Here is an 11,879-nt window from a genome sequence, read left to right on the forward strand (position 1 = left end):
CATGCAAGACCATGCGACCGGGCAAGACCATGCGACCGGGGATTCGACGATCCTCACCGAGACGCGGGGCCGCGTCCGCCTGATCACCCTGAACCGGCCGAAGGCGCTGAACGCGATCAACGCCCCGCTCACCCGCGAGCTGATCGCGGCGGCGAGCGCCGCCGACGCCGACCCGGGGATCGGCTGCATCGTGATCACCGGGTCGGCCAAGGCCTTCGCCGCCGGCGCCGACATCAAGGAGATGCAGAGCGCCACCTATGCCGAGATGTATGCCGGCGATCGCTTCGCCGACTGGGAGCGCTTCACCGCCCTACGGACCCCCATCGTCGCGGCGGTGGCGGGCTTCGCGCTCGGCGGCGGCTGCGAGCTCGCGATGATGTGCGACCTGATCCTGGCCGCCGACACCGCCCAGTTCGGCCAGCCGGAGATCAAGCTCGGCGTGATGCCCGGCATCGGCGGCAGCCAGCGGCTGACCCGATTCGTCGGCAAGGCCAAGGCGATGGAAATGTGCCTGACCGGCCGGATGATGGATGCGGCCGAGGCCGAGCGGGCCGGCCTGGTCTCGCGGGTCGTCCCCGCCGACGGGCTGGTGGAGGAGGCGATGCGAGTCGCCGAGACCATCGCCGGCATGTCGAAGCCGATCGCGATGATGACCAAGGAGGCGGTCAACCGCGCCTACGAGACCACGCTCACCGAGGGCGTCCGCTTCGAGCGCCGCGTGTTCCACGCGATGTTCGCCACGCAGGACCAGAAGGAGGGCATGGCCGCCTTCGTCGAGAAGCGCGCGGCCAAGTTCACGCACGGGTAGGGCCGCCATCCCCTCCCCCGCGGAGGGGGAGGGAGAGGCGCATCCGGTTCCTCGTTTCCGTAAAACACTGATCAAAAACAAGAAAACGGAACAGCCACCAAAAATCCAGGGAGAACGCCGATGCCGAGCTTTCGCGAAGCCCGCAACCTTCTGCTGGCCCACCGCACCGATTACGCGGCGGCCTATGCGGGCTTCCGATGGCCGGACGAGACGGTGTTCAACTGGGCGCTCGACTGGTTCGACGCCGGCCTCGCGACCGACCCGGAAAGCCGCGACCGGACGGCCCTGTGGATCGTCGACGCGGCCTCGGGGGTGGAGACCCGGATCTCGTTCTCCGAGATGAGCCGGCGCTCGAACCAGGTCGCCAACCACCTGCGGTCGCTGGGCCTGCGGCGCGGCGACACCCTGCTGCTGCTGCTCGGCAACGTGCCGGCCCTGTGGGAGACGATGCTGGCGGCGATGAAGCTCGGGGCGATCGTGATCCCGGCGACCACGCTGCTCACCGACGGCGAACTCGCCGACCGCCTGGAGCGCGGGCGGCCGCGGCTGATCGTGGCCGGGTCCGATCAGGTGCCGAAATTCGCGGGCCTCGACTCCGCGAGCCTCGACATGGGATCGGTCGTGCGCTTGACGACCGGGCCGGACGCGCCGGGCTGGCACGCCTACGCGGCGGCGTTCTCGCAAGCCGACACGTTCGCGCCCGACGCGGAGACCGGGGCCGACGACCCGTTCCTGCTGTACTTCACCTCGGGGACCACGGCGAAGCCGAAGCTGGTCCGGCACAGCCACCGCTCGTATCCGGTCGGCAGCCTCTCGACCATGTACTGGCTCGGGCTGCAGCCGGACGACGTCCACTGCAACGTCTCCTCGCCCGGCTGGGCCAAGCACGCCTGGTCCTCGATCTTCGCCCCCTGGAACGCGGGCGCCACGGTGTTCGTGGTCAACCAGGCGCCGTTCTCGGCCACCGCCCTGCTGGCGGTGCTCGCCCGCTGCCGCGTCACCACGCTGTGCGCGCCGCCGACCGTGTGGCGGCTGATGATCCAGGAGGACCTGACCGGGCACGACCTGGCGCTGCGCGAGGTGTGCGCCGCCGGCGAGCCGCTCAACCCGGAGGTGATCGAGCGGGTGCGCGACGCCTGGGGCCTGACCATCCGCGACGGCTACGGCCAGACCGAGACCACGGCGCAGGTCGCCAACACGCCCGGCCAGACGGTGAAGCCGGGCGCCATGGGCCGGCCGCTGCCCGGCTACACGGTCCGCATCCTCGACATCGACGACCGGCCGGCCACCGAGGGCGAGGTCTGCCTGGCGCTCGGCGCCGACCGGCCGGCCGGCCTGATGCAGGGCTACGACGACGGCGCAGGCCACCTCTCCGGCGCGGACGGGCCGCTCTACCGCACCGGCGACGTCGCCTTCGTCGAGCCGGACGGGACGCTGACCTTCGTCGGGCGCGCCGACGACGTGTTCAAGTCGTCCGGCTATCGCATCAGCCCGTTCGAGCTGGAGAGCGTGCTGATCGAGCATCCGGCGGTGGCCGAGGCCGCGGTGGTGCCGGCGCCGGACGCGATCCGCTACACGATCCCGAAGGCCTACGTGTCGCTCGTCGGCGGCGCGGAGGCGACGCGGGAGACCGCGCTGGACATCTTCCGCTTCACCAACGCCCGGCTCGCGACGTTCAAGCGCCTGCGCGCGATCGAGTTCGTCGCGGAGCTGCCCAAGACCATCTCCGGCAAGATCCGCCGGGTCCAGCTCCGCCGCCTGGAGCACGACGGCACCGCCGACGACCCGTTCCGGGGGCTGGCCTTCGCGCAATCCGATTTTGCGGAACTCAAGGGCGACGAGCGGAAGCCGGGCTGATTCAACCGGCCGCGGGCGGGAGGCGGCCGCCCTGCGTGGTGCGCGGCGGAGCGTAGGCGAGCGCGGCGTGGACCGGCGACGGGTGGCGGACCTTGGAGGGCCGCCCGGTCTCGCGCATCCGCCGGTCGGCTTCCGCCCAGTCCGGCAGGCCGGTCCCGTTCCAGTGGGCGACGGAGGCCTCGTCGCACCAGCGGCTGAGCTTTCCCATCGCCGCGCGGTGGTCGCCGGACAGAACGTAGGCGCGCATCGCCGCCTCGTCGGCCCAGGCGGTGACGGTCCAGAAGGTCAGCTTGGCGTCGTTGAGCAGCGCGCCGTCGAGGTAGCCGGCGGCCTTGGCGGCCTGGCGGCTCGACCGGACCGCGTACCACGCGAACCCGGGCACGAAGCGCCAGCCGCGAAGCCGCAACCGGGTGAGGCTGATCCACGACATGCCGGCATCCCTCGAAGAGGGGCCGTGCCTACCACGTCCCGCGGATTCAGGCGCGACGGCTGTCGAGGCGCGGTCCGCCGAGGCTGATCCGGCTGCCCGACGCGCGGTGGCTGCCGTAGCTCGGGGGCGCGTAGGGCCGGCGCGACAGGTCGTAGAGGGTGTTGCCGACGAGGCCGGCGGCCCGGCGCAGCACGGCACCGTCGCAGGTGGCCGCGATCCGGATGCCGAGCTCGTGGGTGTGGCTGCGGCCGTAGAGGTAGACCGCGAGCCGCGCGCGGGTCGCCTCGGGGATCTCGCAGACCATCGCCGACACCGTCTCCGGGTCGGCGCGGGAGATGCGGCCGAGCGCGTCCGGCGGCAGCGGGCACTCGGCGGTGGGGTCGTCGAAGCTGAGGGTCAGGGTCTTGGTCACCACGTTCGCTCCCGGCTTGAAGTGCACAGGATGGCGAGCGGATGGTTAACGAAGCGTAACGACCATGTCCGCGTGTTTCGCACGACGTCCACCAGCCCGCGATGATCTCGCCTTCAGGGTCCGGCCCCCGCGACCGCCGCCATCGGATCCACACCTGTCGGCGAGCCCGGCCCGGACCGATCATGCGGAGCACGGCGCGGCCCCGTCCCCACGGCAGGGCGATCGTAGATGGCACCACGCCGTCATTCCGGGGCGCCGCAGGCGAGCCCGGAATCCAGAGCCGCCGACCGTGCAAGGTCCTGCGCGACCAGCGTTTCCGGATCCCGGGCTCCGCTGCGCGGCCCCGGGATGACGAAGGTGCTGCCCGCGGGTTTCCGAAGAGCCGATCGCCATCGGCGATCGCCCTGCCCGAACGGGAGAGGGGACCCGCAACTCCTTCAAGATGCGTGGCGAGATGCGCGCATACGGCAGGTGACGGCAGGAGGGGCTTTCCGCCGGACCTCGCGGGTTCCGACCCATGAGAGCCTGTGAGATCCTAAAGAGCGCGGGCCTGCTCGCGCAGCACGAACTTCTGGATCTTGCCGGTGGCGGTCTTCGGCAGGGGGCCGAACACGATCCGCTTCGGCACCTTGAAGCGGGCGAGCCCGGCCCGGCAGAACGCGACGACGTCCGCCTCGCTCGGCTGCGGCGCACCGGCCTTCAGCTCGAGGAAGGCGCAGGGGCTCTCGCCCCAGGTGGCGTCGGGCTGCGCCACCACGGCCGCGAGCATCACCGCGGGGTGCCGCGTCAGAACCTCCTCGATCTCGAGGCTGGAGATGTTCTCCCCGCCGGAGATGATGATGTCCTTGGCGCGGTCCTTGATCTCGATCTGCCCGTCGGGGTGCTGCACGGCAAGGTCGCCCGACAGGTACCAGCCGGCGCCGAGCGTCGCCGCCGTCGCCTCGGGGTTCTTCAGGTAGCCCTTCATCACCGTGTTGCCGCGAAGCGCGATCTCGCCGACCGTGGCGCCGTCGCGCGGCACCGGCGCCAGCGTCGCGGGATCGACGACGCGGGCGGCCGCGACGGTCGGCAGCGCCACGCCCTGGCGGGTCATGCGGCCGTGGCGCTCGGCCGGCGCGAGCGCGTCCCAGTCAGGGCCGGGCACGCAGATCGTCGCCGGGCCGTAGCTCTCGGTCGCGCCGTAGAGGTGGGTCACCGCGAAGCCGAGCGCCTCCATCGCCGCGATCACCGTCGAGGGCGGCGCCGCGCCCCCGGTGGCGCAGCGCACGCGTTGCGGGAACGGCACGCGCACGGCGTCCGGCGCGTCGACGATCATCGACAGCACGATCGGCGCGCCGCAGATATGCGTGACGCCGTGCTCGGCGACCGCCCGGTAGATCGCGGCCGGCTCGACCTTGCGCAGGCAGACCTGCGTGCCGCCGGCCGCCACCACCGCCCAGGGGTACGACCAGCCGCTGCAGTGGAACATCGGCAGCGTCCAGAGGTAGACGCTGTCGGCCGAGAGCCCGAAGGCGAGGGCGTTGCCGAGCGCCTGCAAGTAGGCGCCGCGGTGGCTGTAGACCGCGCCCTTCGGGTCCCCGGTGGTGCCCGAGGTGTAGAGCAGGCAGAGCGACTGCCACTCGTCGTCCGGCCCCGGCCCGGCGAAGTCCGGGTCGCCCTCCGCGAGCAGGTCCTCGTAGGCGAGGCCGCCGCCGGGATCGTCCACGGCGATCACCAGGATCGGCTCCGGGAGGGCTTCGAGCGCCTCTTCGGCGAGCGCCCGGAACGGCGCGTCGACGATCAGCGCCCGCGCCTCCCCATGCGCCAGCGAGGCGGCGAGCGTCGCCGCGTCGAGGCGGGTGTTGAGCGGGTTCAGCACTGCGCCGAGCATCGGCACGGCGAAGTGCGCCTCGATCATCGCGGGCACGTTGCCGGCCAGGATCGCCACGGTGTCGAGCCGGCCGACGCCGCGCCCCCGCAGTGCCGAAGCGAGGCGGCGGCAGCGTGCGTCGAGGTCGCGGTAGGACAGGCGCCGGTCGCCGTCGATCACCGCGATCCGGTCGGCGAAGGCGTCGGCGGCGCGCGCCAGGAAGCTCACGGGGGTGAGCGCCACGTGGTTGGCGGCCGAGCGGTCGAGCCCGGTCTCGAACGGGCTCGCGCGCCCGCCCTCCCCCCGGTTCCCTCGGCCGCCCAGGCTCACAGCGGGCGCCGGGCGATCCGCGCGACGAGGCCGACGATGCCCTCGCGGAACAGCAGCACGCAGAGCACGAAGACCACGCCCTGGATGATCGTGACCCAGGCGCCGAACTGCGCGAGGTAGGTCTCCATCGTGACGATCACCAGCGCGCCGACTATCGGCCCGAACACGGTGCCCATGCCGCCGACCAGCGTCATCAGCACCACCTCGCCCGACATCGCCCAATGCACGTCGGTGAGCGAGGCGAGCTGGAACACGATCGCCTTGGTGGAGCCGGCGAGCCCGGCGAGCGTCGCCGAGAGCACGAACACCGCGAGCTTGTACTGGTTCACCCGGTAGCCGAGGGAGATCGCGCGGGGCTCGTTGTCGCGGATCGCCTTCAGCACCTGCCCGAACGGCGAGTGGATGATGCGGTAGATCAGCAGCAGGCCGCCGAGGAACACCACGGCCACGAGGCCGTAGAGCGCCCGGTCGTCGGCGAGGCTGATCGTGCCGAACAGGGCGCCGCGCGGCACCGCCTGGATGCCGTCCTCGCCGCCGGTGAACTTGGCCTGGAGCGAGAAGAAGAACGCCATCTGCGCGAGCGCCAGCGTGATCATCGAGAAGTAGATGCCCTGGCGCCGGATCGCCAGCGCCCCGAACACCAACCCGAGCAGCGCCGCCGTCAGCGTGCCGCAGAGGATCGCGAGCTCCGGGGTCAGCCCCCAGACCTTGGCCGCGTAGGCGCAGAGGTAGCTCGCCATGCCGAAATAGGCGGCGTGCCCGAAGGAGAGCAGGCCGCCGTAGCCGAGCAGTAGGTTGAACGCGAGCGCGAACAGCCCGAAGCACAGCACCTTCATCAGGAAGACGGGGTAGAGCACGAACGGCGCCACCGCGAGGAAGACTGCGATGCCGAGCATGATCTTGCGGTGCAGGGCGCGCACGTCCCGGCCCTCGGACAGCGCCGGTAGGATCGGGGCGGCGTCCACGGACGCGATGGCGGCGGTGTCGGCCATGTCAGAGCCCTATCGCGAAGAGAATCATGCCGTCCGACCGAACAGGCCGGCGGGCTTCACCAGCAGCACCAGCACCATGATCACGAAGATCACGGTGGCCGAGGCCTCGGGGTAGAACACCTTGGTCAGCCCCTCGATCAGCCCGAGGCCGAAGCCGGTGATGACCGAGCCGAGGATCGAGCCCATGCCGCCGATCACCACCACGGCGAAGACCACGATGATGATGTCGGCGCCCATGTTGGGGTTGACCGAGTAGATCGGCGCGGCGAGCACCCCGGCGAAGCCCGCGAGCGCGACGCCGAACCCGTAGGTCAGGGTCAGGAACAGGGGCACGTTGACGCCGAAGGCCTGGACCAGCGTCGGGTTCTCGGTCGCCGCGCGCAGGTACGAGCCGAGCTTGGTCTTCTCGATGACGAGCCAGGTGGCCAGGCACACGGCCAGCGACGCGACCACGACCCAGGCGCGGTAGTTCGGCAGGAACATGAACGGCAGGCGCTGGCCGCCCGACAGTTCCGGCGGGATCGCGTAGGGCAGGCCCGAGACGCCGTAGGAGTTGCGGAACAGCCCCTGGATGATCAGCGCCATGCCGAAGGTGAGCAGCAGGCCGTAGAGGTGGTCGAGCTTGTACAGCCGCGCGATCAGCACCCGCTCCAGCACGATGCCGAACGCGCCGACGATCAGCGGCGCCAGCCCCAGCGCCCACCAGTAGTTCACCCCGAGGTAGTTGAGCAGCATCCAGGCGACGAAGGCGCCCATCATGTACAGCGCCCCGTGGGCGAAGTTGATGATGTTCAGGAGCCCGAAGATGATCGCCAGCCCGAGGCTGAGGATCGCATAGAACGAGCCGTTGATCAGCCCGAGCAGGAGCTGGCCGAACAGCGCCTGCATCGGAACGCCGAAGATCGTGGTCATCGCAACTCAGCCATCGCCTGTTCCGACCCCGCGGCGCGCCGCGCGCCGCGGGGGTGCCTCACACGCTCAACCCTTCACGAGGGGGCAGCCGCCCTCGTTCAGCGGGCGGAACACCTCGTTGCCGGGGATGGTAGCCAGCGTCTTGTAGAGGTCCCACTCGCCCTTGGATTCGGCGGGCTTCTTGACCTCGAACAGGTACATGTCGTGGATCTTGCGCCCGTCGACGCGGATCGTGCCCTTGCCGAAAAGCGGGTCGTCGGTCGGCATCTCCTTCATCTTGGCGACCACCTTGGCGCCGTCGGAGGACGCCTTCAGGGCCTCGACCGCCTTGAGGTAGTGCAGCGTGCCCGCGTAGACGCCGGCATGGTTGGCGGTCGGCTTCTTGCCGCCCATCTGCTTGGCGAACCGGTCCGAGAACGCGCGGGTGGCGTCGGTGAGGTCCCAGTAGAACGGCTCGGTCAGGACCAGGCCCTGCGCCACCTTGGTGCCGAGCGAATGCACGTCGGAGGAGAAGACGAGGAGGCCGGCCAGCGCCTGGCCGCCCTCGGTGATGCCGAACTCGCCGGCCTGCTTGATCGCGTTGATGGTGTCGGCCCCGGCGTTGGCCAGACCGATCACCTTGGCGCCCGACCCCTGCGCCTGCAGCAGGAACGAGGAGAAGTCGGCGGTCGGGAACGGGGTCTTGACCGAGCCGACGACCTTGCCGCCGTTCTTGGTGACGACCGTGGTGGTGTCGCGCTGGAGCGTCTGGCCGAAGACGTAGTCGGCGGCGAGGAAGAACCAGGTGTCGCCGCCGCGCTTGACCATGGCGCCGCCGGTGCCGTTGGCGAGCGCCACGGTGTCGTAGACCCAGTGGACGGTGTTGGGGGTGCATTGCACGCCGGTGAGGTCGGCGGTGCCGGCGCCGGTGTCGATGAAGGTCTTGTTCTTCTCCTTGGTGACCTGGTTGATCGCCAGGGCCACGGAGGAGGTCACGCCGTCGATGATCATGTCGACGCCGTCGCGGTCGTACCATTGCCGCGCGATCGCCGAGCCGACGTCGGGTTTGTTCTGGTGGTCGGCGGCGATGACCTCGACCTTGAGGCCCTTGTCGGCGGCCTTGAAGTCTTCCACCGCCATCCGGGCGGCCACGAGCGAACCTTCGCCCGCGATGTCGGCGTAGACGCCGGAGCGGTCGGTGAGCACGCCGATCTTGACCGGGGTCTGGGCTTGCGCGGCCGCCGTCGTCAGGGTCCCCAGCGCGGCGGCAAGCAGCATTCGTCTCAGCATCCGGTCCGTCCTCCTCGGTGCGCCGGCCGTTTTGCGCGTCGGGGCTGAATGCCCGTCCGTCGCCAGACCTTGTTCGGCGCGCTTCTCTTCGTATTCGGACTGATGAGTCCGTCGATGCCCGAGGTCTTCAGACCCCGAGGTAGGCGTGGAGCTTGTCGATATTGGCGTCAAGCGCGTCGTTGGCGATCTCGTCGACCACCCGCCCCTGCTCGATCACGACGTGGCGGTCGGCCAGCGTCTGGGCGAAGCGGAAGTTCTGTTCGACGAGCACGATGGTGTAGCCGCGCCCCTTCAGCTCGCGGATCGTCCGGCCGATCTGCTGGACGATGACGGGGGCGAGCCCCTCGGTCGGCTCGTCGAGCAGGATCAGCTTGGCGCCGGTGCGCAGGATGCGGCCGATGGCGAGCATCTGCTGCTCGCCGCCCGAGAGCTTGGTGCCCTGGCTGCCGGCCCGCTCCTTGAGGTTCGGGAACAGGGTGTGGATCTCGGCCACCGACATGCCGCCGGGCTTCACCACCGGCGGCAGCATCAGGTTCTCGGCGACCGTCAGGCTCGCGAAGATCCCGCGCTCCTCCGGCACGTAGCCGAGGCCGAGCCGTGCGATGTTGCGCGAGGCCATCGCGATCGTCTCGACGCCCTCGTAGGTGATCGAGCCGGCGCGGCGGCCGAGGATGCCGATGATGGCGCGCAGGGTCGTGGTCTTGCCCGCCCCGTTGCGGCCGAGCAGCGTCACCACCTCGCCGGCCCGCACGTCGAGGTCGATGCCGTGGAGCACATGGCTCTCGCCGTACCAGCCCTCCAGGCCTCGCACCGCCAGGAGGGCGTCCGGGACCGCACGCGGCACGGTCTTCAAAGCCGCCTCAGCCAAGCCTGTCTCAGCCAAGCCTGTCTCAGCCAAGCCTGTCTCAGCCAAGCCTGTCTCAGCCATGCCTGCCTCAGCCATGCCCGGCCCCGATATACGCTTCGATCACGCGCGGATCCTTCGACACGGTGGCGTAGTCGCCCTCCGCGAGCACCTGGCCCCGGGCGAGCACGGTGATCCGGTCCGAGAGCGAGGCCACCACCGACAGGTTGTGCTCGACCATCAGGATGGTGCGGTCCTTGCCGACGCGGCGGATCAGGCTCGCGGTGCGCTCCACGTCCTCGTGGCCCATCCCGGCCATCGGCTCGTCGAGCAGCAGCATCTCGGGATCGAGGGCCAGGGTCGTCGCGATCTCGAGCGCGCGCTTGCGGCCGTAGGACAGCTCCACCGCCTGGTGCCCGGAGAACGCCGACAGGCCGACCTGGTCGACAAGGTCCAGCGCCTCGGCGTCGAGGCGGCGCAGCACCTTCTCGGCCCGCCAGAAATCGAACGAATCGCCGTGCTTGCGTCGCTGCAGCGCGATGCGGACGTTCTCCATCACCGTGAGGTGCGGGAACACCGCCGAGATCTGGAACGAGCGCACCAGCCCGAGCCGGGCGACGTCGGCCGGCTGCAGGCGGCTGATGTCGCGGCCCTTGTAGTGGATCGCCCCGGCGGTCGGGCTGAGGAACTTGGTGAGCAGGTTGAAGCAGGTCGTCTTGCCGGCGCCGTTCGGGCCGATCAGCGCGTGGATCGTGCCGCGCACGACTTCGAGCGTCACGCCGTTGACCGCGCGGAACCCCTTGAACTCCTTGGTCAACCCAGTGGTGGACAGGATGATGTCCTGTGCCAAACGCAAGCCTCCCCTGCATCTTTGGCAGGATGTATCGCCGGAAGCGTCGGCGCCGTCCATCGCGTTTTCGAGGGCGCCCCGAACATTCCCCGGCCGATGACACCCCTCTCCCGGACGAGAAGCGTGACAGCGAAGGCCCGTTGTCGGCTTGCCGCTTGCCGGCCCTTGAGAGGCATGCCAGTCTGACGTCGTCCGCATAAAGCGATACGGGAGAGCCCAGGCCGGTCCGACGACCGGTTATGGCGCCGACGGAGCAACCACCCCCGGAAACTCTCAGGCACAATCACCGTATCGTTGGACAATCTGGAGAGAGGCGCCGCCTGGCGTCCACCGAAGGAGAAACCTTGGAGGCCGCCGACGCGGCGTCCGGGGGAAGCTCTCAGGTAACCGCGACAGATGGGGGCAACCGAGGCGCGCGACCGCGTTCCTCGGCGGCTCGTGTCGTGGAACCACCAGATGCATGCGGATACCTTCGGGACCTTCGACGACACCCTCGCATCCGGGCCGCGGCGCACCCCGCTGCATGCCCTGCACCTGCGTCGCGGCGCGCGGATGGTGCCGTTCTCCGGCTACGACATGCCGCTGCACTATCCCGCCGGGCTGCTGAAGGAGCACCTCCACACCCGCGCCGGCGCCGGCCTGTTCGACGTCTCCCACATGGGCCAGATCGCGCTTCACGCGGACGACCCGGCGGACGCCGCCCGCGCCCTCGAAGCCCTGATCCCGGCCGACATCCTCGGGCTGAGGTGCGGCCGCCAGCGCTACGGCCTGCTGACCGACGCCGCCGGCGGCATCCGCGACGACCTGATGGTGGCCCGGTTCGGCGACCGGCTGGTGCTGGTGGTCAACGCGGCCAACAAGGCGGCCGACCTCGCGCACCTGCGGGCCAACCTGCCCGCCGCGGTGACGGCGACCCCGCTCGACCGGGCGCTCGTCGCGCTCCAGGGCCCGGCGGCGGAGGCTGCGCTCGCCCGCCTCGCCCCGGAGGTGGCGGCGATGCGCTTCATGGACGCCGCCGACATCCCGATCCTCGGCCAGGACTGCCTCGTGACCCGCTCCGGCTACACCGGCGAGGACGGCTTCGAGATCTCGGTGCCGGGCTTCGCCGCCGAGGCCCTGGCCGAGGCCTTGCTCGCGGACGGGTCCGTGATGCCGGCCGGGCTCGGCGCCCGCGATTCCCTGCGGCTCGAAGCGGGCCTGTGCCTGCACGGGTCCGACATCGGCCCCGACACCACGCCTACTGAGGCCGGGCTGGCCTGGGCGATCCCGTCCGCCCGCCGCGCCGGCGGGGCGCGCGAAGGCGGGTTCCCAGGCGCGGCCCGCATC

At 70.6% G+C, this 11,879-nt stretch carries 11 protein-coding genes and 1 riboswitch; of the genes, 3 read left to right on the top strand and 8 right to left on the bottom strand.

Annotated features, from left to right (window positions below; genetic code table 11):
- Position 1: 1 nt before the first annotated feature.
- Together FV229_RS11485 and FV229_RS11490 are read left to right on the top strand one after the other, a co-directional pair.
- Positions 2-808: an enoyl-CoA hydratase gene (locus tag FV229_RS11485; RefSeq protein ID WP_147752103.1), complete on the top strand. Its 807-nt coding sequence runs from the start codon at positions 2-4 to the stop codon at positions 806-808.
- Positions 809-928: 120 nt separating this feature from the next.
- Entirely contained in the window at positions 929-2,665 is a 1,737-nt protein-coding gene (locus FV229_RS11490) for an AMP-binding protein (protein ID WP_147752104.1), read from the top strand.
- Between the two features lies 1 nt (position 2,666).
- Here FV229_RS11490 and FV229_RS11495 read toward each other — a convergent pair whose 3' ends face one another.
- The 8 genes from FV229_RS11495 to FV229_RS11535 form a co-directional block, all read right to left on the bottom strand.
- Positions 2,667-3,095, bottom strand: coding sequence for a DUF3291 domain-containing protein (locus FV229_RS11495; protein ID WP_147752105.1), 429 nt, complete (start codon positions 3,093-3,095; stop codon positions 2,667-2,669).
- Positions 3,096-3,141: 46 nt separating this feature from the next.
- Positions 3,142-3,507 carry a hypothetical protein gene (locus FV229_RS11500; protein WP_147752106.1) on the bottom strand — a complete coding sequence of 122 codons (366 nt, stop codon included), beginning with the start codon at positions 3,505-3,507 and terminating at the stop codon, positions 3,142-3,144.
- A 535-nt stretch (positions 3,508-4,042) separates the two neighbouring features.
- Positions 4,043-5,686: an AMP-binding protein gene (locus tag FV229_RS11505; RefSeq protein WP_246688149.1), complete on the bottom strand. Its 1,644-nt coding sequence runs from the start codon at positions 5,684-5,686 to the stop codon at positions 4,043-4,045.
- On the bottom strand, positions 5,683-6,678 hold the full coding sequence (locus FV229_RS11510; protein ID WP_147752107.1) for a branched-chain amino acid ABC transporter permease: 996 nt from the start codon (positions 6,676-6,678) through the stop codon (positions 5,683-5,685). The genes FV229_RS11505 and FV229_RS11510 overlap by 4 nt, the downstream gene beginning before the upstream one ends.
- Positions 6,679-6,702: 24 nt before the next feature.
- Positions 6,703-7,590: a branched-chain amino acid ABC transporter permease gene (locus FV229_RS11515; RefSeq protein WP_147752108.1), complete on the bottom strand. Its 888-nt coding sequence runs from the start codon at positions 7,588-7,590 to the stop codon at positions 6,703-6,705.
- Between the two features lie 66 nt (positions 7,591-7,656).
- Positions 7,657-8,859: an ABC transporter substrate-binding protein gene (locus tag FV229_RS11520; RefSeq protein ID WP_147752109.1), complete on the bottom strand. Its 1,203-nt coding sequence runs from the start codon at positions 8,857-8,859 to the stop codon at positions 7,657-7,659.
- Positions 8,860-8,986: 127 nt separating this feature from the next.
- Positions 8,987-9,727 (bottom strand): ABC transporter ATP-binding protein, encoded by a 741-nt coding sequence (locus FV229_RS11525; RefSeq protein ID WP_147752110.1) that lies wholly within the window; start codon positions 9,725-9,727, stop codon positions 8,987-8,989.
- 67 nt (positions 9,728-9,794) lie between these two features.
- Complete coding sequence (locus FV229_RS11535; protein WP_147752112.1) at positions 9,795-10,553, bottom strand: ABC transporter ATP-binding protein; 759 nt, start codon at positions 10,551-10,553, stop codon at positions 9,795-9,797.
- 197 nt (positions 10,554-10,750) lie between these two features.
- Positions 10,751-10,852: riboswitch (glycine riboswitch) on the top strand.
- A gap of 157 nt (positions 10,853-11,009) precedes the next feature.
- Between FV229_RS11535 and gcvT the strand changes: the two genes are divergently transcribed.
- On the top strand, positions 11,010-11,879 hold an 870-nt coding region (gene gcvT / locus FV229_RS11540), incomplete at its 3' end, for a glycine cleavage system aminomethyltransferase GcvT (protein WP_147752113.1).

The sequence above is a fragment of the Methylobacterium sp. WL120 genome, assembly GCF_008039465.1.
GTDB lineage: Bacteria > Pseudomonadota > Alphaproteobacteria > Rhizobiales > Beijerinckiaceae > Methylobacterium > Methylobacterium cerastii.

What these genes read in the sequence shown, in the direction of transcription:
- FV229_RS11485 (WP_147752103.1), top strand. Translation starts at nt 2, where the DNA reads ATGCAAGACCATGCGACCGGGCAAGACCATGCGACCGGGGATTCGACG.
- FV229_RS11490 (WP_147752104.1), top strand. Translation starts at nt 929, where the DNA reads ATGCCGAGCTTTCGCGAAGCCCGCAACCTTCTGCTGGCCCACCGCACC.
- FV229_RS11495 (WP_147752105.1), bottom strand. Translation starts at nt 3,095, where the DNA reads ATGTCGTGGATCAGCCTCACCCGGTTGCGGCTTCGCGGCTGGCGCTTC.
- FV229_RS11510 (WP_147752107.1), bottom strand. Translation starts at nt 6,678, where the DNA reads ATGGCCGACACCGCCGCCATCGCGTCCGTGGACGCCGCCCCGATCCTA.
- FV229_RS11515 (WP_147752108.1), bottom strand. Translation starts at nt 7,590, where the DNA reads ATGACCACGATCTTCGGCGTTCCGATGCAGGCGCTGTTCGGCCAGCTC.
- FV229_RS11520 (WP_147752109.1), bottom strand. Translation starts at nt 8,859, where the DNA reads ATGCTGAGACGAATGCTGCTTGCCGCCGCGCTGGGGACCCTGACGACG.